Raw genomic sequence first — 22839 nt, 5'->3', positions numbered from 1 at the left:
CACCCCGTTATTCTGTGGCTTGCGCTAAAATTCCTTCATCTATTAGTTCATCTAAAGTATATTCGATTACTCGTTCTTTTTCAGGGATTTCGATTTGGATGAGTCGTTCCAAGATGTTTAACCCTACAACCTTGCCTTTACCATAAGGTGTTTCTATCGTTTTCCCAATATCCGGCAATTCCCGTTTCGCTGTCTCATAATCATCATTTTCGTATTTTAAACAGCACATCAGTCTGCCACATAGACCTGAAATTTTTGCCGGATTTAGGGATAAATTCTGATCCTTTGCCATTTTAATTGAAACGGGTTCAAAATCTCCTAAAAAAGTAGAACAGCAAAGCATTCTACCACACGGTCCGATACCGCCAAGCATCTTCGCTTCATCCCGTACCCCAATTTGACGTAGTTCTATACGTGTTTTAAACATAGCAGCCAGATCTTTTACTAAATTTCTAAAATCAACTCTTCCGTCTGCTGTAAAATAAAATATTATTTTATTTCTGTCAAATGTATATTCCACTTCTACTAGATTCATATCCAAGTCATGCTCTTTAATCTTATCCATGCAGGCTTGAAAGGCCTTTTCTGCGCGTTCTTGATTTTCTAAAACGGTTAACTTATCCTTATCCGTTGCAATACGAATCACTTTCTTAAGTGGTAGAACAACATCTTCCTCGTCAACCTTTTTATTGGTAAGAACAACCTTGCCAAATTCGATTCCACGAATTGTCTCTACAATAACATAACTATCTAGTGAAATGGTAGCTTCCCCTGGATCAAAATAATATATTTTACCCGCCTTTTTAAAACGGACACCAATTACCTCTATCATTCCTTATCACCTCTGTATTTGAAGTGTTAGCTGTTCCATCACTAAGGTCGGATGGACATTTTGCTTCAATTTTCGCTTTGCTTGTAAAATAGCTTGTAAGACTGCTACTAATTGATTCTGAGAAAAGCGCCTTGCTGCCAATTCAAGCAATTCATCAGAAGGGGCGAAAAACACTATCCCAGCTTCATTTTCTATATGGTAATAAAGAATATCTTTCATTGCGATAAGCAAGAGATCCAATCCTTCTTCTTGCTCATTTCTATCTTTGAAATGAGTCACCCAATGCTGATGAATAAATAAGAATATATCTTCTGGATTGGTCGAAAGTACTTCTATTAATTGTACCACTATCTTTCTTGCAGAGGCAAACCACTCATCGTTAATTCTAGTAAAAGCATCATCTATACGATTCGTTAGAGTACTCATTAAAACAGCATTTCTCTCATGCATTCCTTCTTCAATGAGTTGTTTTTGCAACATCGTTGGATGAAGAGGCCTTAAGTCAATAACCTGACATCTTGAACGAATAGTCGGCAAGATAGCTTGACTGTTATCTGTTAGCATAATAGCAGTTGTTCGCTTACTAGGCTCTTCCAAAAATTTAAGAATACGATTAGCTGCATTTACTGTTAGCGTATCTGCACCTTTAATGATATATACCTTTTTATTAGATTCTAGACCCGAATAGGTAAATTCCTTTTGTAAATTCCTTATTTGATCGATCTTAATTGATTGTCCATCTGGTTCAATCCAATGAACATCTGGGTGATTCCCTGAGGTAATACGTTTACAAGCATTACACGTTTGACAAGGTTCATTTACAGCATTAGTTTCACAAAATATGCCTTTGGCAATTAATAAAGCGATTGCTTCTTTGCCGGTCCCTCTTTCTCCTTGAAGTAAATACGCATGAGAAATGCGGTCTTTTTTCATACTGTTTGTTATTATTTTACTTGCCAACGGTTGTACTTCTGCAACCTCAGACCATGTTTCCATATGTATCCCCTTCAATAATCTATCTTAAGATTCTACGTATATATGTTAACTAATAAACCTTTTATCTCTCCAATTAAACCAAGTATGTCTACCGTCTTTTTCTCTTGATTCATAATTTCCTCTGTTAATTCTACTAGTTTTTCATCTATTTGCTTTACTAGCATTAACTTACGATTTTGACGATCCATGCCAAAACTATGTGATTTTTGCAAATCTAATCCACTATACACAGCTTCCTGCAGAAATCCTTTCACCAAGCGTTTGAATTTAGCAAGGTCACGAAATGTTCGAAAACGTGCCAGCTTGTCTCCCTGCATGGTAATGCTTTTCATGAGTACTTGTAATTCCTGCTGCTTCAAATTCAAAGTCTGGGACTGTAGCGTTTTCTGAAAAGACCTGTTGTCCTCATTCGTCGTTCTGGTATATTTAGTTTCCGGTTGTGTTCTTAAATCCTGGCTAATTTTCATCTGCTCAGTCCCTTTTTCAAGTAAATGAACTTCATAAGTAAACGTGTTATTTCCATGAAATCACCGAATAATGCTATAAGGCGGTTTCGATGATTGCTTAATTGGAACAAACAGCGGCTACTCTACACGAAGCGTGTTCAAGCTAGACATAGCAAGGAGGTCACATAGCCCCCTTGGAAATCAGTATACCAATATTCACAGACAGATTGTTCGGATTTCAACTAGTTGGAGTAATTTTTCTTTACACCATATTAAAATTGAAAAAACGATTCGATTGGCAATATAAATACAGTGGCTCCGCCTACTTCAACTTTGACTGGCTTTGGTATATAGGAATCTGCATTCCCACCCATTGGCGAAATAGGGGCAACCATTTGTTCTCGATGAGAGCAATTATCTTTAATAATATCTAACGCCTCATCAACATACTCATCCTCACAACCAATCATTAAAGTTGTGTTTCCTTCTTTTAAAAATCCACCAGTAGTAGCGAGTTTGGTTGTTTTAAAATTCTCTTCACCTAAAGCATCAACTAAGCGATTAGAATCTTTATCCTGTACCACTGCGATCAATAACTTCATTCTTGCCAGCTCCTTTATTTTTCATTAGTTAAGTCAATAAAGAAATAATACGATCGTAAGCATCTTTTTCAACCATTTCTATCGTTTGGTCTGCATTAATTGTTTGAATTCGTGCAGGGAATCTTTCTGCAAGTATATGATACGCTTTATAGACTTGTTCATGGAACTCTAGATTTTCTAAATCTAATCGATTCTGTTCTCTATCTTTATTCGCCGCTATTCGCTGTAGTCCTTTTTTCGGTTTAATGTCAAAGAACAATGTCATGTCCGGCATACAATCTCCAATAGCAAACTGATTGATTGCAAATACCTCATCCATCCCTAATCCTCTTGCATACCCTTGATAAACCAGGCTACTATCAATAAAGCGATCGCATAGCACTATTTTACCCTGCTTTAATGCAGGTAACACCTTTTCAACTAGATGCTGACTTCTTGCGGCTGCATATAACAAAGCTTCTGTATGCTCTTCCATTTCTGTATGCATCGGATCAAGAATAATGGTTCGAATCTTCTCAGCAATTTCAATACCTCCAGGTTCACGTGTTGCTAGCACTTCGAACCCATGATCACTTAGCTTCTTTCTTAAAGAATGGAGAATCGAGGTTTTACCAGCACCCTCGCCACCTTCAAATGTAATAAATTGTCCACTCACGTATCTTCTTCTCCTTCTTTTATACCTGTAAAAACATGGATGCCATCTGTATGACGTTGCTGCATACGAATACCCTGTTTGCGTAATTGGTTAATGGCTTCTATATGTAATGTTGTAATTTTTTCTCCTTTAAGAATTAATGCAATACCTGGCGGATATGGAATTACCGCTTCTGCTGCGACATGTCCTACTGTCTCATTAAAAGGCATGTAAACGGTATGCAGATTTTGCATCAATGGATAGGACAAAGCTAATTCCTGTATTCGCTTCGGAAAAAAGCTTTGTACTTTTATTGTATCATGCTTGGCACTATTTTTTAATTGATCCTTCACGCTTTTTACAGCTTTTTTCAAGCGCTTTTCCCAAGGAAATGGTGCCAACCCGTGAATAAATAGTAGTTGATTATGTGTCACTAACTCTGGGTATATTTGTTCGAATTCAAAGTGTTTTGCTACTTCATTTGCTGCAATACCTTCATTCATCTGAAGTGTTATTTTCAAAGGGTCATCACTTGGCACAATTCTCCAATAGCTCGAATCATCAAAAATAGTTTTGACCTTATCAACACTAGCTAGAACCCTTTTAATAGCTACTTGTTTAAAGTCTGCCAAAAAGGCGCGAGCAATATCCAACGATGCCATAATTGGATATGATGGGCTACTGGATTGAATAATTTGTAAAAAATGTGCGACACGATGCTTCGAAACAATAGCTGAATTCAAGTGAAGATATGCACCCATTGTTAAAGCCGGAGCCATCTTGTGGGCAGACTGTACAACGATATCCGCACCAAGAGCTATTGCAGACTCTGGAAATGGAGTACCCAATGAAAAGTGAACACCGTGGGCTTCATCAATAAGGACGGGAATATGATATGAATGAATAAGATCGATCATTTTTTTTAGATTGAATGTTTTGCCAAAATAATCCGGATAAGTAAGCACTACTGCTTTCGCCTGTGGATAAAGTGCTAACGCTTCCTGTAACGTCGATATACTCGGGCTCGTATATCGATCTACTATCTCATTATATTCTGGAGCAATAAACACTGGTTTTGCACCACTTAATTCCAAAGCATTCATAATCGATTTATGACAATTGCGTTGCACAATAATTGTATCATTTGCTGTACAAGTTGCTAGGACCATCGCTAGATTACCAGTCGTACTTCCACCAACAAGGAAAAATGTATGATCAGCTTGAAAATAATCGCCTGCCAGTTGTTCAGCATTTGCAATTGCACCCTCGGGGGCGTGCAAATCATCTAGGCCAGGTAGCTCCGTTACGTCAAGCCTTAATAAGGATGAATAATAATCCTTTGCGAAGGAAGGAAATATCTCACCATTTTTATGACCAGGTACATGAAAAGAAACGGGTTGATTCAGTTGAAATTGTTGTAATGTAGAAAATAATGGAGTTAGCTTTTGATTCATTCTTTTATCTCTCCAAGCATGTTACTTCTTTACATATCTCTTATCTTATCATAGCAATACCGTCTTTTCATTTAGTCATTGCCAACCCTTCATGGCTTCTTATAAAAATAGGCTGAGAAAAAAGTAATGAAGAAACAACAAAAAACAAACGATAATTATTTTAAATTAATTATCATTCGTTTTTTGATTAAAATCATTCATTTAGCACCTGAAATATGCGAGACTCCGGCGGGAACAGCACGAGTCCGAAAATCCACTTGGTAACGTGTCTTTCTTTACCAAGTTAGCTGAGTCCGTGCCCACGGAAAGAGCGTATATTTTCATGGTGCGGCGATGATAGTCCTATTAATAAACCTGATCATTCGTATTTTAAGTAATGAAGTTGTGTTTTGTCCGAGCCTCTTGATCTAGGAATATAGTTTTGGTTTATTAATATTTTTTAATTTTTGCAGATAATAGTTGTACTTCGCTTCTCTGGGCTCTGTGTGTATCATATTATGCTCACATTCAGAACAAATAAATAACGTGTACAAATGAATACCTGTCTCCTTTTCTTCCTCACAAATGCCACAGCGCTCATATGTCATATTCTGTTTCATTTCCCCACCTCCGTTACAAATTAGTATCTCCTAATCTAACGGATTCTATACAGGCAATCTTTGAAACTTTTTGTAAGAAATAGATAAGAAAAATGTACCTCCATATCCTTTTACGTAATAATAAACAAATAAATAGCTGATAAAGAAGCTAGTCCAAATATACCGAGGAAGCCTGCGATAATTGCAGTAAATACATTAATCGGAATATGCAACCCAATAGCTCCACCGAATACATTAATAAAAAAGAGAAATAAGATGCCTATCCCTAATTTCACCGTAGTATGTCCAATAAAACGCATTGGTTTGATTGGCGCACCAACAAGTAATAAAATAATAATTAATGCTACCATTATTGAAATAACTAGTGTAGAACTCATACCGATCAACCCCTCTCCCTTGTCCTTTTATATTACATATGCAGGACAAAGGAGAATAAGAACAACCTAACATCGAAAAAGCCCAACACCATCTGTTTTCTCTGGTAGAAATATCGAAGGTTTACTAAAGAAAGCGGAAGCATGATGCGGTTAGTATGGGTGGCAAAACTATTACACGTGTGAAGCATTAATGGAGGCGATTATAGCTTACATCCAATTTTATAATATCTACGAAGCGGAGAATAAAATATTTCATTCCAAAAAACGAACAACTAGAAATGATGTCCGTGAACGAAGCTTCTCCGGAAATATACTTTGCTTTCCTCCCGCAGGATAAGGAACGCTTCGATAGCGATACATCACATATAGAAAAAGCGCTCCTTTTTCAAGGAGTTTACGTATATTTCCGGAGAGGTTAGAGTAGTGTATTTTCCTTCATTAGAATAAACCGTTTTAGTTATGTCCAATCCTAAAGCAGCCGCCTAACGTGACCATGCATCGTTCACCCTTAAATTATGTTTCAAGGCTCCTTTATCTAAAATACTTGTCTCTCCCTAAAAGTCTTTTTTACTGTTCATGCAAATCAGATGCTTGTTTATCTGGTGTTTGCACTTGGTTCTTCACCTGTTTCTCTATCTCTATATCTACAGATCTATTTACAGCAGTTTTTTTCAATAGAGATGCTTGGAGTGGAACAACAATAAATTCATCAATAAACCGATTAAATCCTATTAATTGAAAACGCAATTCGTTTGCTTCACAAGATACCTTTCGTTCAAACACTTCAGAGAATACCTCTCCAGGAGCTAGATAAATAGACCTTTCATCTATCTCTATTGGAATTGCCACATCAGAGATATTCTTTATCTTCATTTCTATCCATATTACACAGTCTGTGTCATAGGATAATACAGTAGCGTCAACATCCAAAAGATCCTCTGTAGTAGCATGGACGACCTTCCCCTGTGATTGGGATTCAGTTATAAACCATGCCTTTGTCGTAGATGTAGCTATACTAGATCCTACCAAATATACAAACAAGCAGCATAAAAGCAATTGAAAAGCTTTCTTCTTGTATATCACAAGTTGTCACCCCTACGAATTATTGCTCGTATGCTGCACCGTCATCTGTTTGTTTACCAATCACATGAAAGGTAGCATCGTATTGCGCTCCCTGATATTCATTACCTGCACTCTCATCAAGTTTGATAGCTATCATAATATCAATATATTGGCCTTCATCTAGCTGCCAAAACGAATCCTCTTCACCCTCTCCAAATACAATCTCTCCAGAATTTCCCCCGTTTAATAGTTCCCCAGAAAACTCCACACCTTCAGCTGTGTTCGCAGCAGTAAAAGTCCGCTCATTTGTTTCCCCATTAAAAAGGTTTTCTAATTGAATTTTTGATTCTTCATAGGTATCTTGGTCCGGCGTAACCGTGTATTTCATAGCCATATATCCTACCTCATATGCATCTAAGGATGCCTTGTCAATGGAATGGGAATAAGTCGCCCTCAGAAACGTGTCTAAATCACCCGTATTCTCGATCGTCACCCAATTCCCATATTCAAGCTGGGAAGGAGCAAATTTAACCCCAGAAAAAATTGGCGTTTCTATATTGCTATTATCATTTATTTGCAACACTCCGTTTTCCATGTCCCCGTGAGCCTCTGTTTCTGAAGTGAACCACGCGTATGTTCCTAAACCAGTTGATGCTACCAATACTCCGGCAAAGGTTGTACCTAATAGTGCTTTCTTCCATTTTTTCATAAATATCCTCCTTAGCTACAATTCATTTTTTTGATTCGTTGCATCTTCGTTTGTCGTTCGCGATATTCGCTCATATACCTCTAAACAAATGTATCCAGTAAATGGGAGAACAATAAGTAGAATAAACCCAACTGGGCCACTTATAAATTTAGCAATATATCCTGCATGTGGAATGGTAGCTACCTGTTTACCCATGACCTTATTTGCAGTTACCATTGACTCATCAATCACATTATTATTGTCTCCCTTAGTAACAAACTGGATATTGCCTTGATGGGAAACTACTTCATTTACTCTGTGTGTAATATACTGATTTGTCCCTTTCTTAAACGTAATCACGTCATTTTCCTGAATCTCTGCTGGAGCTAATCTTTTTACAATAACCATATCGCCAGTCTCGAAAGTCGGATTCATACTATTAGATAATACAGAGAAAGGCTGATATCCAAACAATGAAGGAGGCTGTTTAGGATATAGCAACAATTGAACCACCATATATAAAACGATAATAATTAGTAAGGTAAGTAAAGTACGTATCATTATTTTCCATGTTTTCCTGAATCCGTTGTTAATTTCCATCCCCCTCACTCCCATAATGTTTTTAAGAGAAGCTGTCTCTCGAGACAGCTCTCTTACTAAACAACTGGTATACGCTTTGCCCCGAGGTAACGGTCTCACCAAAGGTCTTATCAAGGTTGCTCTTTAATGAATATTCCTATTGCTGATACGACTGCTTATTTTACTTGTTTGGCTCTAGACCTAAGGATTTTAGAAAATCATTTAATCCTTTATTGCCTAGTTTTTCTAGTGGTCTTTTATTACCTGGTGCGTCAAATCCAATTTCTAAAAAATTCTTCTCTATAAATCGGATGTCTGCTTCATCAACTACCCCGTCCTTATTTACATCTGCTTTATCATTTTCTTTTCCATAATGAGCAACAACTCGTATCACGTCATGGATATCAACCACTTTATCTCCATTGCTATCTCCAGCAAGATTCATCTCTGGATAGACACGCTTCGATTGCCCAATTAGTTCACCATTTTCCTCTATTCCTACCTCTGTCTCCAATACGTTATTTAGATGACCTGGAACATCTACATAAACCTTATATTTTTCTTCCGTCACGGGTAAGCCCTTGATGGTAAATTTTCCTTGCTCCGTAATTGTACCTGTATATTTTTTACCGTTTTGCGCTTTTGCATATACTTTAACACCCATTCCTTCATAGTCTTTATTTAATGTGAAACCATCTTCATGAAGAAAAGCTTCTGGCTTAATAAATCCTGTTATCGTCGAATGTTTTGGAATAATGGTATACTTATCATGAGAAAAAACAGGAATGGTTGTCGGTTCTGTTTCCCCAGCTTGTTTATAGCTAAAATCAGCAAAAGATAAGCTTGCCAAACCACTATAATAATGATCATCTATCAATTTAAACGTGACATCAAGAAACTTCATATCTCCATTAATGCCGGAAAAATCATTTCCTTCCACCGAAGCACCTACCTTCACAAAGTCTGTCCAATAGTCTTCCCTAAAGGTTGGTTCATCTAATTCAACATCCAACCCATTTTCTTTTGCATATTCCGCAAATGCCTCATTAACTTGAACATTTTCAAACGTATAGAGATCCCTAAAATATTCTACTTCAAATTCGCCAGACATTAGTGCTTGAACATTTTTTAAGCTTAATGTCACTGTAAATGTGTCACCTTTACTTATTGACTCTTTATTATAATTAGCGATTCCATAAGCCGTACCTTTTTTAACGAATGTATACCTCGTTTTATTCATAAAATTAGCATTCGTAGCTAAATCAACTGGCATTAAATCTAAATTCACTGGTTCATTTTCAATTTCTTCTGGTAATAAACCAAATTTCATATCTCCATTCGCCTCTACTGAAATTAAACCAGGAAATGGCGAATTCTGATAATAAGCAACGATATTTTCCGACTGATCATACTCTAGTCCTTTGGAATTAAGTACGTCGATCGTAGAATCATAGACATTTGTATGGACCCATAGCGCATGATAACCATCTTCATCGGTATACATCGATTCATCCACTTCATGTACACCAGGCTCAAGATCGTTAAATGTTATTTCTGGCGGTGTATTATCGACAACAACAACATTTTGCACCGTGTACGTTTCTCCGTTTTCATCATGACCAATCACTTCTAGAATATAATCATCTTCTGGCAGTTTCATTATTTCTTCAGCTATTGGGTTTTCCGGATCATCGGTAAATGGAAATACATTCCCCATAAACGCATTTAATACATAATACTCTCGATCAACATCCATATTGCTGCTATCTAACGTACCAACTAACCCGATTGGTTCATTTGTATCTCCATCTTTTACAATCACATCCATTGTTTCCATCGGACTCTTAATCTTAAAAGCCATAGTAATAAATGGACGTAAAAATGGATGGAATGTCCATTCATTGGGAACGGCTTCTCGATCTAAATCAACATAATCAATCCCTTTATCGGTAACGCGAATAGCAAACGGTACTTGGAAAGCCTCTTCACTATGTTCATTTTCAATATGAATATAACCTTCAAATGTGCCGTACGATGCATTATCTGGAACTTCAATAGTTGCATCTATATTTTCTGACTGTTCAGCTCCTATAGTTAGCGATTCCGGTATATTTACTGCAATACCTTCGTTGTCTCCTTTTAGGAATTCAACGTTAATGGCATACGTTTCCTCCTCCGTTGAGCGATTCTCAATTCGAAGGGCTTTCGTTTTTTCTAGCCCCTGACCTTTTTCAAGATAGTAACTACCATAACCAATGGATCCTGTAACTTCATCGATCATGATAGACTCTTCACCATCTATCATCTCTGTTTGATCAAGGACTTTAATTGCTGTCTTAGCATGAACGGCATCATAAGCATTAATACGTCCTGCCCCTACTTCATAAACAGAATAATCCTCTTTTAAATCAACAGATGTATTCATTAAAGCTGCTTTCACTTCAAACGGACTGTAATCTGGATGGGTTTGTAAGATAAGTGCTGCTGATGCTGCAACATGTGGCGAAGCCATCGAAGTACCTTGAATCCGAGCATATGCTAAATCATAGTTATTACTTTCCGGATCATTAACATAGGAAGGGTACGTAGAGAAAATGGCTACTCCAGGCGCCACGACATCTGGCTTAATATCATAATTTTGTGCTGCAGGTCCTCTTGAACTAAAATCTGCTAAATGATCGCCTTCTGAATTCGTATTTGTTAGTTCACCAAACACCAGCAAAAGATCCTCTGAAAGCGCTTCTTTGAGAGCTTGTCCATCTCGATTAGATAAACGGAATGCTGGGAGATATGCTGTACTTTCTCCAATATAATAAGGAATTTGTCCTTCTTCATGATTAAATACAATGACAGCTTCAGCGCCTGCATCCTTTGCATTCTTAACTTTTTCGTCAAACGTAATCTCACCACGCTCAATTAGAGCAATTTTCCCTTCTACATTAATCTTTGAAAAATCCTCTGCATACCCTAGGCCTGCATCTACTACAGATAAAGATTGACCTCGGAGCGCTTCAAGGTCGTCTGTAAAATTCTTGGCAAGCAGTTGCAAATCTGTTAATACAATATCTCCTGCTGTAGCATCGAATGTTGGTATTGCCTGTGACACATCGCTAGCTCCAACAGAAATTGGAAGCGCTGCCGCTCCTGGTGATCCTACCGTTTTTTCTCCCGGTCCAGCATTACCTGCAGCCACTACCGTTACTACATCTGATAATACGGCATTATTAACAGCTACAGATGTCGGAGACAACGGATCATTTGTACCAGATCCTAATGAGAGATTAATAACATCCATTTCATCCTTGACAGCTTTATCAATCCCCGCGATGACTCCATTAGTAGATCCCGAACCATAAGGTCCTAACACACGATAATTATATAAATCTACTTGGGGAGCTACACCTTTAACTGCATAATCAACATCATTACTTTTCGTACCGGCAATTGTGCCAGAAACGTGTGTGCCATGTGAGGTGTAATAGCTTATCCCATTAATAAATTCCGCTTCTCCTGACTTCTGCCAGTCCTCATACGTAGTCTCCATCGGATCCGCATCATTATCTACATAATCCCAACCCTTAACCTGATCTGGATCAATATCAGCAGGGTCTTCCCCTACTGTAAAACGGTAACCATCATAGGCATTTGTTAAATCAGGATGATTATAATCTATTCCTGTATCAATTACCCCAACTTGTATTCCTTCCCCTTTTATTCCTTCTTCATGTAATTGATCTACCCCAATTTGCGGAACACTATCAGCCATTTTGGGTTCTATTTTGTTTTGATCTATGATTGGAAGATCTAGGTTAACGGTTTCATCCTTCCATACCCGTTTAACAACACCTGTTTGAATTAAATCTTTTACCTTGTTTCCAGGTAATGTCATCGCCACACCGTTTATCGCATGTCGATACTCATAAGTAATAGCTGGTTCATTAGCAGCTTTTGTTTTCTTCATCTTTTGTAAGGATTCTTTAAATTGTTTATGTGATGCTTCTACCTTGTCTGATGCTTGAGTTAACGTCACCTTGCTACGTGACTTCATCGCTTTCGCCTTTGCTACCTCTACTTTTGCTGGATCCTGCTTAAATTCAACAATAACCTGTACAGGCTCTGACGTTTCTACATTAATATCTGGATGAATAGTAAAACCTTGATTTGCCTCTAATTCATGGATGGCTTTGCGCTCTTCTGCTGATAAGTCACTTAATACCTCTTTTATTTCCTTCCCCTTAGCTGAGGCGGCAAATGGGTATACAGGAACTAGGGACATGAGCAGTAATATAATAGATAAATAAACAGTGAGCCATTGCAATCTACGTTTTAGCATGACCTATTTTCTCCTCTCTTTCCTTTTGAATTAGATTTGTAATACTTCCCTCCTTTTTGCATTTGTAACTGCAAGTACAAATCCGTTCTTATTCCATATGTTATATTCACATCACAATACTGTAAATTGGGGTAATTCTTTCATTTCTGAATATTTAAAATAGAACTTTTGCATTACTATTACTCCCTTGGGGTATTAACAAGGTTGCAAGGATATTAATAAAAACCTATCTTGCTAGGCATTAGCTTGGTGTAACACCTTTACGAATGAAAAAAATTCGCATCAAAAGCACTATTAATAATTACCCCAAGTTAGCTATAATTGGTATAAAGTTAGCTATTTATATCGGAAGTTCTATTAATCCTCGTACAAAATAATGATAAAAATTATGTAATGAAGATCTCTTTAAAAGGGGGCCGCATCGATGTATGAAGGAAAGATTATTAAATTTTACAGAGAAAAAGCTAAAATCACCCAGGAACAGCTTGGGCAAGGCATTTGCTCTGTAACACATATTAGTAAAATAGAAAGAGGATTAACGGAATATTCACCAGAAATCACGATGTTATTAGCTCAAAAACTAAGTATTAATTTAGAAGAAGAAGCAGCTAGTTTAAAAAATGTAAAAAAGAAGCTTGACCAATGGAAAGAAATGATAATTTCCCAAGATTATAGCAGTGCGACTACCGTTTATCATGAATTTCAAACAAACGAAATGATTGCTATTTCAGGATATCACCTCTACTATTTACTCTTAAAGGCCATCTATTATTTAAAGCAAAATAGTGTGGATAATGCTGTAGAGTTAATCGACTTTCTGGATAAAAAACGGAATAAGCTCAATAACTATGAAGAGAACCTCTTGCAACATGTAAAAGGTATCTACTATATGACGATTGATGAGCATCTTAAATCTATCGATCTACTAAAAAGTATTAATTTTGATATGTATTCCAATGCTATGGTCTATTATGATTTGGCAGCAGCTTATCATCATATCCATTCTCCCGTATTAGCATATTACTATGGGGAAAAAGCGTTGAATGCCTATAAGCAAAGAAATTATTTTCTTGGGGTTATTGATACGGAAAACCTTATGTTAATTGAAGTAGAGTCCGGCCAGCATCGAAATTTTAAGGAAACGAAGGAGCAATACGATGAATTAATTCGGCTTTGTGATCTATGTAACTCTCCAGAAAAGAAAGCTAAAATTCTACATAATTATGCCTACGAACACTTAAAGAGAAAGAAATACCGTGAAGCTGGTAAACTATATAAAGCGTCCATGGATTTAAAGCAACAGAAATCAAATATTTATTTATTATCATTAGAAGGGTATGTACGTTGTGGTAATGAAGGAGGATTTATTGCAAAAGAAGCATTACTAGCTTTAGTAGAAGAAGGCTTAGCAGTAGCTACAGAAATAGGAGATCCCTTATATCAGCATGTATTCTGGCTACATTATTATACGATTCTTGACCTAGAAGAAAAATATTATTTCTATCTTACAAAAAAAGCATTACCTTATTTTAAAGAGCATGGTTTTTTTGTAACCATGCAACGCTATGAAAGGGAATTATTTAATTATTATCTGAAAAATAATCAGCTACAAAAAGCAGTTGAAACTGCAGATTATATTATTAATAAAGACGAGAGCACTTTGTTAGTTTAGATTTAGCCAATTCTATTCATAGGTTAGGGATAACTGAATGAGTAAGTTATGCGATGGTTAGCTTCAGTTATTCCCTAACGACAGCAATCCTATCCCTTTGCTTTGTTTCTCGTCAGTTCAAGTGTAAAGAATATAGGAGCCTGCGTGTTTTATTATGCTTAATTTTTTCAAAGCTCAACATATATAATCGAGCCAAAAAGACAAGTGCATCCATGCCTTGTCTTTGAAGTATACGTATCAATTAATATAGTAGTTTATGAAAAAACCTTCAATTAATGGTAGTTTGCTCGTAAATTACGATGCCTTGCCTCTCGTAGTAAGAATAAATATTTCGCTTGTGCAAAAGCCTCCCAATGATATCCATCACTTGTCGATTCAATGCTTCTAGAAACCATTGACTCGATTTGCTTCCTCTCTTTCTCCAAACGAATCATCGTATCTAACAACTCACCGTCAACATCTTTTCTCGTTATCTTTTTCTTTGCCATGTATTCACCTAATTCCTACAGATCTCTTCTACCTTCTAATGCCTTCGATAGGGTTACTTCATCTGCATATTCCAAATCTCCCCCTACTGGTAAACCATGAGCAATTCTTGTTGTTCGAATTCCAGATGGTTTTACAAGTCGGGATATATACATTGCAGTTGCTTCACCTTCGATATTAGGATTTGTAGCCAATATTAACTCCTCAACTTCTTCATCCTTTAGTCGATTAATTAAATCGGGAACGTTAATATCCTCTGGTCCAATCCCATCCATAGGGGAAATCGCTCCATGTAATACATGGTATTTCCCATGGAATTCCTTCATTTTTTCCATGGCAATAACGTCCTTCGGATCCTGTACAACACAGATAATCGATTGGTCACGGGAAGTATCCTGACAAATAGAACATGGATCTTGATCCGTAATGTGGCCACAGGTGGAGCAATGTGTTAGCTCTCGCTTTGCATTGACCAATGAATTGGCAAATTCCAAGACATCGTCTTCTTTCATATTTAACACAAAGAATGCCAGGCGGACAGCCGTTTTTGGCCCGATTCCAGGCAATTTTGTAAAGCTATCAATCAATTTAGAAATTGGTTCTGGATAATACATCTACGCGCCTCCTAGAATTAGAACATTCCAGGCATGTTTAACCCTTTCGTGAATTGTCCCATTGTATCATTCGTTTTATCATCAATTTGTTTTAATACATCATTCGTAGCAGTCAAGATTAAGTCCTGTAGCATTTCAGCATCATCAGGATCAATAACCTCCTCTTTGATTTGAATATCTGTTATTTCTTTTTTGCCGTTGGCGTATACTGTAACCATTCCACCGCCAGCTGATGCTTCGAATGTCATTTCATGTAATTCATCCTGTGCCTTCATCATTTTCTTTTGCATTTTTTGCATTTGCTTCATCATATTACCCATATTTCCCTTCATGGAAAATTCCTCCTTTAATTCGTATAATGCTTCGATTAATCATGTATTTCCAATACGTCATCACCAAAAAGCTTTCTTGCTTCCTCAACTAGTGGATCTGCAGTTTGTTCCGCTTTTGGTTCCGATTTCTCTTGACTTGATAAATACTCTGTTCGTAAATCTGTCCAATCCTTTTCTGGAATTGGGATAATCGTTAATGATTTTCCTAGTACATTGGAGAGTATCGATTCTACTGTCTCCCGATTATCTAAGAACAGAGAACAGTGTATTTCATATTTAAATGCAACGACAAGCGCTTGATCCGATGCTGCTGCTGGCTTACTATCTTGGATAGTAGCATGAGCGGGAGCATTAGCTTTCTTTAAATTTGCTAAAAAGGTAGCCCATTGAGAATGAACTTCCTTCAATGCTGGCTTCTCCGCTTGTTTAAGTACCTCGCGAATTCGCTCATATGGGATCTTATAACTGTTCTTCGATGATCTGGATGGTGCTCTTCTAGATTCACGTTGTGGTGCAGGTTGTGCACTAACAACAGGGTTTTCCTTTAATAAGCTCAATTCCTTTTCAAGCTGACCAATTTTTGCAGTTAACCCTGCAATTGCATCAGATTCTACCACTTGTTCTGAACGTCCTTGTTCCACATTAGCGTTTGTGATGGACAGGATGGCAATCTCAATATACACTTTCGGGCTATTCGTCCACTTGATTTCCTGCTGGCATTGATTTAATTGTGTCATTGCTTCCTGAACCCAAGCATTGGATACGTGATTAGCTAAATGCTTAAAACTTTCGTCAGCGCGTGCACGCTCTAGCATTCCTTCAAGTGTTGGCGCACCCTTGTATAGTAACAAATCGCGTAGAAAGTAGATCATATCATAAACAAATCGAGCTGGATCTTTTCCTCCCTGGAGCAGTTCATCCAACTGCATTAACGCTTGTTGTACATCTTTTTCATACATGGACTGGACAATTTTCATTAAAGTTTGTTGCGATACACCACCGGTAACCGCTAAAACATCCTCCAGTTCAACCGTATCCTCACTATAGGAAATAGCCTGGTCAAGAATACTTAGTGCATCACGCATTCCACCTTCAGCAGCTAAAGCAACCGTATCTAGTGCTTCTTTTGAAACGGATATTCCTTCTGCTTCTATAATGGTTTGCATTCGCTCGACGATAGCCTGATTAGAAATTGGCTTAAAATCAAACCGTTGGCACCTTGATAGTATCGTTAATGGAATCTTATGTGGTTCTGTTGTAGCTAAGATAAAGACAACATGCTTTGGGGGTTCTTCCAGTGTCTTTAACAATGCGTTAAATGCATTTACCGATATCATGTGTACCTCATCAATGATATATACCTTATAAGGTACCACACTAGATGCATATTTTACTTTATCTCTAATTTCTCGGACATCATCAACGCTTGTATTAGATGCAGCATCAATTTCGATAACATCGGAAATGGACCCATCCTGAATGCCACGGCATGCCGCACATTCATTACAAGGTTCTTTTACCGGCGAACGCTCGCAGTTAATCGTTTTGGCAAAAATTTTCGCAGCACTTGTTTTCCCTGTCCCACGTGGTCCGGAAAACAAATAGGCATGAGAGAATTTTTCTTGTACAATCGCATTCTGCAAAGTTCGTGTAATATGGGTTTGCCCAACCACATCTGCAAAATTCGTTGGTCGCCAAACCCGATATAAAGCTTGATAGCTCATGATACAATTCTCCTTTAAAATCTCCTTCTAATTATACTCTATTTAAGGGGGGAATGTGAACCATAGCGATAAAACAAATGGAAAAAAGAGATGAATAAAAATAATATTTCTGGTTTTAAAAATATAGGCCATTTAGAGTAAAAAATACGAGGAAAGAACAAAAGATTTACTAAAAGTGCAATAGAATTCATACACAAAACAAAAAAGTTACGGACTCAAATCAAATACGCCTGAAGATTTAAATACATTTTTTGGAAAATATTGAAAAACGATAGGATCAAGGTAAAAGTTAAATTTATTTACATGTTTGTATCTAATTGTTTGACTATTTATATGAAGCTTTCTTTTTAGCATGAAGTATACCCCAAAATAAAGTAAAAGAGCAATAAGTAAAAACATCCATAATGGCAATTGAATTAGCCTCCTCTATTGACTTGCAATGACATTTTCACTTTCTCCATTCAATGAAACATCTATAAAACGATGCCTCTTTGTAAGATTATTATTTTAACATAATTAAGAAATTACATATGATAATTTTCAGTTTGTTTTTAATAATGATATATATCTAGTAATTCCACCTAAATTATGTCTTCTTGTAATTTTTCCTTTATAATGGATAGAGATTATTAAAAAGAGGAGCTTGATCATGAGTTTATTAGAAGAGATTTTAACCTATAATAAAGAATTTGTTGACAATAAGGAATATGAAAAATATCAGCGCAATAAACTCCCAAACAAACGAGCCTTAATTCTTTCTTGTATGGATACTCGACTCGTCGAGCTATTGCCAAAGTCCATGAATATAGCGAATGGCGATGCGAAAATTATTAAAACTGCCGGAGCACTTGTATCCCATCCTTTTGGTAGCATCATGCGAAGTATTCTCGTTGGAGTGTATGAACTTGAAGTAGATGAGGTTTGTGTGATTGGCCATTATGATTGTGGGATGGCCGGTGTAGAGGCTGATCGAACAGTTGAAAAAATGAAAACTCGTGGAATTAGTCAAGAAAAACTAGATACACTTCACCATTCAGGTGTTGATTTCAAACATTTTTTACGAGGTTTTGATAGTGTCGAGGATAGTGTGAAGCATAGTGTTTCTACGATTAAGAACCATCCGCTTATGCCAGAAAGCGTACCAGTCCATGGCTTAGTCATCGATCCGAATACAGGTAAACTCGATCTAGTTGTAGACGGTTATCCAAAATCATGACATGACCCATCCATAAGGGACTGTCTCATAAGGTACATGAAGACACAGCAACCGGAATATACGAGACTCCTGTGCAAGATACAATGGTGTGAAGCCCGAAATGTTGGGTTTATACGCAAGAAGAGGCTGAATCACTGCCCACGGAAAAGGAGTTTATTCCCGTTGACTAGGAACAGGGGCTGCCTTTTGGGACAGCCCTTTTTTATTTAGCATATAATCTGGTAAATAACCCCGGATACTTTGTCACAATCCCCATCTCGTCTACTTCAATCGTCGATTCAAACGTATTACTTTTGTAATTAAATACCTTCCGCTTATCTGACTGTTCTACAAGATGATACCGTTGTTTAACTTTAGTCAATGTAAAGTCTGGAACAGCTATAAATACCATGTCAAAATCACTGGATTGACCAGTCTCCCACATAAAACGATTGATTGGCAAGGAGTTGGTAAAAGGCGTACACGATAAATCAATATCCATTGCACCTCGTAAATGAGTAATCTCCTCTCCCGCTTCATTAAACCACTCTCGTTGATCGTTAGAGCGTAGTACGATTTGCTTTCCACTATCTGCTTCAGCTCTCAATTCTCGAAATTTCCAATGCCTATTCAGTTCGATTTGATAATGAACAAGATAAGGAGCCTCTTTCTGACCGTTTATAACCGTACTTGTAATCTGTATACCATCTTGCATATATTTCATTTGCAAAAATTCTGTTCCTACGTTCTCATGATGTTCCCATATTACTTTTCGATCCATTTTGTACCTCTCCCTTTCATATCTATTTAGCACTTCTATTATTAATATTGCTTGGGTTACCTATTATCTTCACTTCTATATATCTTTTGGTTCTCTTACTCTTACTACTGAGGAAAGGATACTCGTTTTCCACCGAGAAATGCACGTTACCCTAACACAAACTTTTACGGTGTCTCTGTCACTTTCTTTCCACAGGAGTGTCGTAATTTTCCTCCATTATCCATCGTTGATTAATACAGGTACCGTACCGACTCCATCACAATGAATATACGTCTAATTAATGGTGCCTAAAAAATTATATCCCATTTAAAAAGTCCCCTAGCTGCAAACAGCTAGGGGACTTACTAATCTTATGTAAACCGTGCACCCATCTTCGATACGACAACCCTATACGTTACTCAAGTTCATGGCTCAACCTAGGCTTCCCCGCGGCACACAGAAATGACCACTTACTGCTGCTTCCTTCCGGACCTGACAGGATTCATGGGTTTCTGTTGCGCAGGACCTAAGCGTCAACACCACTCCCTTAAGGCAGACTATAAAGTCATCGTACCTCAGATGGGAATTCAGCCTCGCTATAGCGGATTGCAAGTACAGGGCACCGCTACCTCCCCGCTTAGCACGGCATTAATCATTATAACGATAATATTAAAAAAATGCAATGGTAGAGCATGGAAAAATAACTAATCTGTTAAAATAGATTTTCGCTCTTAAGCTTACCTTAGCTCTTCTTTTTTTGCTTACGTAGGTCTTTGAAAAAATTTCTTAAAAGATCTCCACAGTCTGTTTCTAGCACACCCTTCGTAATGTCTACCTGATGATTAAACCGCTTATCTGCTAATAGATTCATTAGTGTACCAGCACAACCTGCCTTTGGATCTTTTGCTCCATATACAACACGCTTAATTCGAGATTGGACAATTGCCCCAGCACACATCGGACAAGGCTCTAACGTCACATACAGTGTACAATCCTCTAAGCGCCAACTGCCAATTACATCATTGGCTTGTTCGATAGCAATCAATTCAGCATGTGATAACGTACTTTGTGATGTTTCACGCTGATTATAGCCTCTAGCAATTACTTCACCTTGATATACAATAACAGCTCCAATAGGAACTTCATTTTGTCTTGCAGCTTTAGTAGCCTCGTCTATGGCTAACTCCATCATTTTTTCATCCAACAATTTTGCCCCTACCTTTCAATAATAGTTTGAAAAACAAGAATACGGAAATAACTAAAAGAAAAGCATCATTAAACATCAATTCCTTTAAATTAGAGAGGAGTAATTGGATTGCATTCATCGCTTGAAAACACCGCTGTTTTATTTGTAGATATTGTAAATGATTTTAATTTTGATGGTGGTAATAACTTATTAGCAAATACGAAAGATATACTTCCTCATTTATTACGATTACGCAACTTTGCAAAAGTAAAGCAACTTCCTATTATTTATGTTAATGACCATTATGGTCTTTGGCAGGCTGACTTTCATAAAATTATCAATTACTGCCATAATGATAGGAGTAAACAAATCATTGAACCGTTAAAACCAGACGATAATGACTATTTTCTAATTAAACCACAGCATTCCGCCTTTTTTCAAACGCCATTACAATCTCTGCTAAATGAATTAGGAAAAAACAACTTATTAATGGCAGGAATTGCGGGTGATATTTGTATTCTATTTACTGCAAAGGATGCCTATATGTATGGGTATGATATGCACATCCCAAAGAACTGCATGGCTTCTGAAGGTAAGGACAATAATGAATATGCTCTATATTTATTACATTCTGTCATGAAAGCAAATATCACAGCTATATAGTTGGAATAACAAGAAATCCCTTCTCATAGATTGTTAATAGCAGATCGATAAATAGGTGTGTTCAAAGAGAGGTTAATTCATTTTTGAACAACCTCATGAAGGAGGGATTCTATATGCAAATTCACGTAGTTAGCCCAGGTGAATCGTTATATGGTATTGCAAATACATATAATACAACAACACAGGCGCTTATCGATGCCAATGAACTAGACGCTCCAAACAATTTAGTGGTCGGTCAGGCATTAGTTATTCCTATCGTCGGACAGTTTTATTTTGTCCAACCTGGTGATAGTTTATTTTCCATCGCTCAACAATTCGGAATGTCTTATCAGGAGCTAGCACAAATAAATGGTATCTCGCCAGGTAATGTACTTCCGGTTGGATTTAGGCTTTATATACCACCAGGGCCTAAATCACCTATCACAAGCAATGCCTATATCGAACCAATGGGAGATTCTGTTTCTGATACGCTAGAAAATGCAGCCATGAAAACCACTCCATATTTAACCTACTTAGCGATATTTAGCTATCGTGTTGGCAGAGATGGTAGCTTAACACCACCACCATTAAATGGATTATCGGAAATCGCTGAACAGAATAACACGGCAAAGATGCTGGTTGTGACTAATCTGGAAGAGGGTCAATTCAGCCAAGAACTTGGACATATTATTGTAACCGTTCAAAGCGTTCAAAACACACTCCTAGATAACATCGTTAATACAGCTACTTCTGGTGGATATAGCGATGTGCATTTTGATTTTGAATTTCTTCCCCCAGAGGACAGAGAAGCATACAATGCGTTTTTAAGAAAAGCAAAGGAACGCTTATCCCAAGAAGATTTATTAATGTCCACAGCATTAGCACCAAAAACCAGTGCCACACAGACTGGACAGTGGTATGAGGCACATGATTATGCAGTACATGGTGAAATTGCTGATTTTGTTGTGCTAATGACCTATGAATGGGGCTATACCTACGGACCACCAATGGCTGTTTCACCAATTGATCAAGTAAGGGAAGTCGTTATGTATGCATTAACGGAAATGCCCGCTACGAAAATCTTATTAGGTCAAAATTTATATGGATACAACTGGACACTGCCATATCAGGCAAATGGTGGGGAGCCGGCTCAGGCTGTAAGTCCACAGCGAGCTATCGCTATTGCAAGAGAAAACAATGCAGAAATTAGATACGATGAAAAGGCTCAGGCACCTTACTTCACGTATACCGATAATACAGGAAGTCAACATGAGGTATGGTTTGAAGATGCGCGGTCCATTCAAGCCAAATTCAATCTCATAAAGGAATTAGGTTTATTAGGCATATCCTATTGGAAATTAGGGTTAGCTTTCCCACAAAATTGGCTGTTACTACAGGATCAATTCACAATTCAAAAATTGGACTAGTGACAGTTACAATCTAACAGATCCTTCCATTTGCTATAGAATGCTGAAGCTTGGGTTACACATATCTTAGCTTAAGAAAAACCGGGCAAAAACCAGCCCGGTCCTTTCCTGTTTGCCATAGCTAGAGCACATCCGATAGTTTGTATTCGTGTCCTTGTACTCCTTTATAATACTCCGGATACATTTCTCCTCCACATTG

Annotated in this window: 22 protein-coding genes and 1 other RNA gene; 4 read left to right on the top strand and 19 right to left on the bottom strand. The window is 37.4% G+C overall.

The annotated features are described in order from the left end of the window. Positions 1–7: 7 nt before the first annotated feature. The 12 genes from RVS70_RS12865 to RVS70_RS12810 all read right to left on the bottom strand — a co-directional run bounded on the left by RVS70_RS12865 (position 8) and on the right by RVS70_RS12810 (position 12602). On the bottom strand, positions 8–832 hold the full coding sequence (locus RVS70_RS12865) for a stage 0 sporulation family protein (RefSeq protein WP_026680160.1): 825 nt from the start codon (positions 830–832) through the stop codon (positions 8–10). Positions 833–838: 6 nt separating this feature from the next. Next, positions 839–1828, bottom strand: a complete 990-nt coding sequence (gene holB, locus RVS70_RS12860; protein ID WP_026680159.1) for a DNA polymerase III subunit delta' — start codon at positions 1826–1828, stop codon at positions 839–841. 32 nt (positions 1829–1860) lie between these two features. Further along, positions 1861–2295, bottom strand: coding sequence for a YaaR family protein (locus RVS70_RS12855; protein ID WP_321133575.1), 435 nt, complete (start codon positions 2293–2295; stop codon positions 1861–1863). Between the two features lie 251 nt (positions 2296–2546). Then, the gene (locus tag RVS70_RS12850) at positions 2547–2876 is read right to left on the bottom strand and encodes a cyclic-di-AMP receptor (RefSeq protein ID WP_026680157.1); all 330 of its coding nucleotides are present in this window, start codon (positions 2874–2876) and stop codon (positions 2547–2549) included. Between the two features lie 28 nt (positions 2877–2904). Continuing rightward, complete coding sequence (gene tmk / locus RVS70_RS12845) at positions 2905–3531, bottom strand: dTMP kinase (RefSeq protein WP_026680156.1); 627 nt, start codon at positions 3529–3531, stop codon at positions 2905–2907. Further along, entirely contained in the window at positions 3528–4964 is a 1437-nt protein-coding gene (locus tag RVS70_RS12840) for an aminotransferase class I/II-fold pyridoxal phosphate-dependent enzyme (RefSeq protein WP_321133574.1), read from the bottom strand. Before RVS70_RS12840 ends, tmk begins: the two co-directional genes overlap by 4 nt. Before the next feature lie 407 nt (positions 4965–5371). Next, positions 5372–5563 (bottom strand): sigma factor G inhibitor Gin, encoded by a 192-nt coding sequence (locus RVS70_RS12835; protein ID WP_026680154.1) that lies wholly within the window; start codon positions 5561–5563, stop codon positions 5372–5374. Between the two features lie 110 nt (positions 5564–5673). Next, on the bottom strand, positions 5674–5940 hold the full coding sequence (locus tag RVS70_RS12830) for a pro-sigmaK processing inhibitor BofA family protein (protein WP_321133573.1): 267 nt from the start codon (positions 5938–5940) through the stop codon (positions 5674–5676). Positions 5941–6507: 567 nt separating this feature from the next. Next, positions 6508–7023, bottom strand: a complete 516-nt coding sequence (locus RVS70_RS12825) for a hypothetical protein (RefSeq protein ID WP_321133572.1) — start codon at positions 7021–7023, stop codon at positions 6508–6510. Positions 7024–7042: 19 nt separating this feature from the next. Next, on the bottom strand, positions 7043–7711 hold the full coding sequence (locus tag RVS70_RS12820; protein ID WP_321133571.1) for a hypothetical protein: 669 nt from the start codon (positions 7709–7711) through the stop codon (positions 7043–7045). A gap of 15 nt (positions 7712–7726) precedes the next feature. After that, positions 7727–8290, bottom strand: coding sequence for a signal peptidase I (locus RVS70_RS12815; protein ID WP_321133570.1), 564 nt, complete (start codon positions 8288–8290; stop codon positions 7727–7729). A 160-nt stretch (positions 8291–8450) separates the two neighbouring features. Continuing rightward, complete coding sequence (locus RVS70_RS12810) at positions 8451–12602, bottom strand: S8 family serine peptidase (protein WP_321133568.1); 4152 nt, start codon at positions 12600–12602, stop codon at positions 8451–8453. A gap of 424 nt (positions 12603–13026) precedes the next feature. Here RVS70_RS12810 and RVS70_RS12805 point away from each other — a divergent pair, with 424 nt between their 5' ends. Then, positions 13027–14274: a helix-turn-helix domain-containing protein gene (locus tag RVS70_RS12805; protein ID WP_026680149.1), complete on the top strand. Its 1248-nt coding sequence runs from the start codon at positions 13027–13029 to the stop codon at positions 14272–14274. A gap of 272 nt (positions 14275–14546) precedes the next feature. Here the strand turns inward: RVS70_RS12805 and RVS70_RS12800 are convergent, their stop codons facing one another. From RVS70_RS12800 to dnaX, 4 genes are read right to left on the bottom strand one after another with little or no spacing between them, the layout of a single operon-like run. Then, the gene (locus tag RVS70_RS12800; RefSeq protein WP_026680148.1) at positions 14547–14762 is read right to left on the bottom strand and encodes a YaaL family protein; all 216 of its coding nucleotides are present in this window, start codon (positions 14760–14762) and stop codon (positions 14547–14549) included. Positions 14763–14777: 15 nt separating this feature from the next. Further along, entirely contained in the window at positions 14778–15374 is a 597-nt protein-coding gene (recR, locus tag RVS70_RS12795; protein WP_026680147.1) for a recombination mediator RecR, read from the bottom strand. A gap of 17 nt (positions 15375–15391) precedes the next feature. After that, positions 15392–15706, bottom strand: a complete 315-nt coding sequence (locus RVS70_RS12790) for a YbaB/EbfC family nucleoid-associated protein (protein ID WP_026680146.1) — start codon at positions 15704–15706, stop codon at positions 15392–15394. Between the two features lie 35 nt (positions 15707–15741). Continuing rightward, entirely contained in the window at positions 15742–17430 is a 1689-nt protein-coding gene (dnaX, locus tag RVS70_RS12785) for a DNA polymerase III subunit gamma/tau (RefSeq protein WP_121604264.1), read from the bottom strand. A 649-nt stretch (positions 17431–18079) separates the two neighbouring features. Between dnaX and RVS70_RS12780 the strand changes: the two genes are divergently transcribed. Beyond that, positions 18080–18646 (top strand): beta-class carbonic anhydrase, encoded by a 567-nt coding sequence (locus tag RVS70_RS12780; protein ID WP_166530502.1) that lies wholly within the window; start codon positions 18080–18082, stop codon positions 18644–18646. Positions 18647–18848: 202 nt separating this feature from the next. On the opposite strand, the gene RVS70_RS12775 is transcribed toward RVS70_RS12780, so the two are convergent. The 3 genes from RVS70_RS12775 to tadA form a co-directional block, all read right to left on the bottom strand. After that, positions 18849–19406, bottom strand: coding sequence for a putative glycolipid-binding domain-containing protein (locus tag RVS70_RS12775; protein ID WP_051388259.1), 558 nt, complete (start codon positions 19404–19406; stop codon positions 18849–18851). Between the two features lie 359 nt (positions 19407–19765). Beyond that, an RNA gene (ffs, locus tag RVS70_RS12770) (signal recognition particle sRNA large type) lies at positions 19766–20031 on the bottom strand. Positions 20032–20127: 96 nt separating this feature from the next. Then, a complete protein-coding gene (gene tadA / locus RVS70_RS12765) occupies positions 20128–20592 on the bottom strand; it encodes a tRNA adenosine(34) deaminase TadA (protein WP_026680142.1) in 465 nt (154 codons plus the stop codon). A 108-nt stretch (positions 20593–20700) separates the two neighbouring features. On the opposite strand from tadA, the gene RVS70_RS12760 reads away from it, so the two are divergent. Both RVS70_RS12760 and RVS70_RS12755 read left to right on the top strand, forming a co-directional pair. Continuing rightward, positions 20701–21234 carry an isochorismatase family cysteine hydrolase gene (locus RVS70_RS12760; protein ID WP_121604263.1) on the top strand — a complete coding sequence of 178 codons (534 nt, stop codon included), beginning with the start codon at positions 20701–20703 and terminating at the stop codon, positions 21232–21234. 113 nt (positions 21235–21347) lie between these two features. Beyond that, positions 21348–22640, top strand: coding sequence for a LysM peptidoglycan-binding domain-containing protein (locus tag RVS70_RS12755; protein ID WP_121604262.1), 1293 nt, complete (start codon positions 21348–21350; stop codon positions 22638–22640). Positions 22641–22839: the final 199 nt, after the last annotated feature.

The sequence above is a fragment of the Virgibacillus sp. M23 genome, from assembly GCF_034190895.1.
GTDB classification, from domain to species: Bacteria; Bacillota; Bacilli; order Bacillales; family Amphibacillaceae; genus Virgibacillus; species Virgibacillus salarius.
The sequence above is the reverse complement of the archived record's forward strand: the minus strand, read 5'-3'. Positions and strand labels throughout refer to the sequence as shown.

Coding starts and splice junctions, on each gene's coding strand:
- RVS70_RS12865 (WP_026680160.1), bottom strand. CDS start 832: ATGATAGAGGTAATTGGTGTCCGTTTTAAAAAGGCGGGTAAAATATAT.
- holB (WP_026680159.1), bottom strand. CDS start 1,828: ATGGAAACATGGTCTGAGGTTGCAGAAGTACAACCGTTGGCAAGTAAA.
- RVS70_RS12855 (WP_321133575.1), bottom strand. CDS start 2,295: ATGAAAATTAGCCAGGATTTAAGAACACAACCGGAAACTAAATATACC.
- RVS70_RS12850 (WP_026680157.1), bottom strand. CDS start 2,876: ATGAAGTTATTGATCGCAGTGGTACAGGATAAAGATTCTAATCGCTTA.
- RVS70_RS12840 (WP_321133574.1), bottom strand. CDS start 4,964: ATGAATCAAAAGCTAACTCCATTATTTTCTACATTACAACAATTTCAA.
- RVS70_RS12835 (WP_026680154.1), bottom strand. CDS start 5,563: ATGAAACAGAATATGACATATGAGCGCTGTGGCATTTGTGAGGAAGAA.
- RVS70_RS12830 (WP_321133573.1), bottom strand. CDS start 5,940: ATGAGTTCTACACTAGTTATTTCAATAATGGTAGCATTAATTATTATT.
- RVS70_RS12820 (WP_321133571.1), bottom strand. CDS start 7,711: ATGAAAAAATGGAAGAAAGCACTATTAGGTACAACCTTTGCCGGAGTA.
- RVS70_RS12815 (WP_321133570.1), bottom strand. CDS start 8,290: ATGGAAATTAACAACGGATTCAGGAAAACATGGAAAATAATGATACGT.
- RVS70_RS12810 (WP_321133568.1), bottom strand. CDS start 12,602: ATGCTAAAACGTAGATTGCAATGGCTCACTGTTTATTTATCTATTATA.
- RVS70_RS12805 (WP_026680149.1), top strand. CDS start 13,027: ATGTATGAAGGAAAGATTATTAAATTTTACAGAGAAAAAGCTAAAATC.
- RVS70_RS12800 (WP_026680148.1), bottom strand. CDS start 14,762: ATGGCAAAGAAAAAGATAACGAGAAAAGATGTTGACGGTGAGTTGTTA.
- recR (WP_026680147.1), bottom strand. CDS start 15,374: ATGTATTATCCAGAACCAATTTCTAAATTGATTGATAGCTTTACAAAA.
- RVS70_RS12790 (WP_026680146.1), bottom strand. CDS start 15,706: ATGAAGGGAAATATGGGTAATATGATGAAGCAAATGCAAAAAATGCAA.
- dnaX (WP_121604264.1), bottom strand. CDS start 17,430: ATGAGCTATCAAGCTTTATATCGGGTTTGGCGACCAACGAATTTTGCA.
- RVS70_RS12780 (WP_166530502.1), top strand. CDS start 18,080: ATGAGTTTATTAGAAGAGATTTTAACCTATAATAAAGAATTTGTTGAC.
- RVS70_RS12775 (WP_051388259.1), bottom strand. CDS start 19,406: ATGGATCGAAAAGTAATATGGGAACATCATGAGAACGTAGGAACAGAA.
- RVS70_RS12755 (WP_121604262.1), top strand. CDS start 21,348: ATGCAAATTCACGTAGTTAGCCCAGGTGAATCGTTATATGGTATTGCA.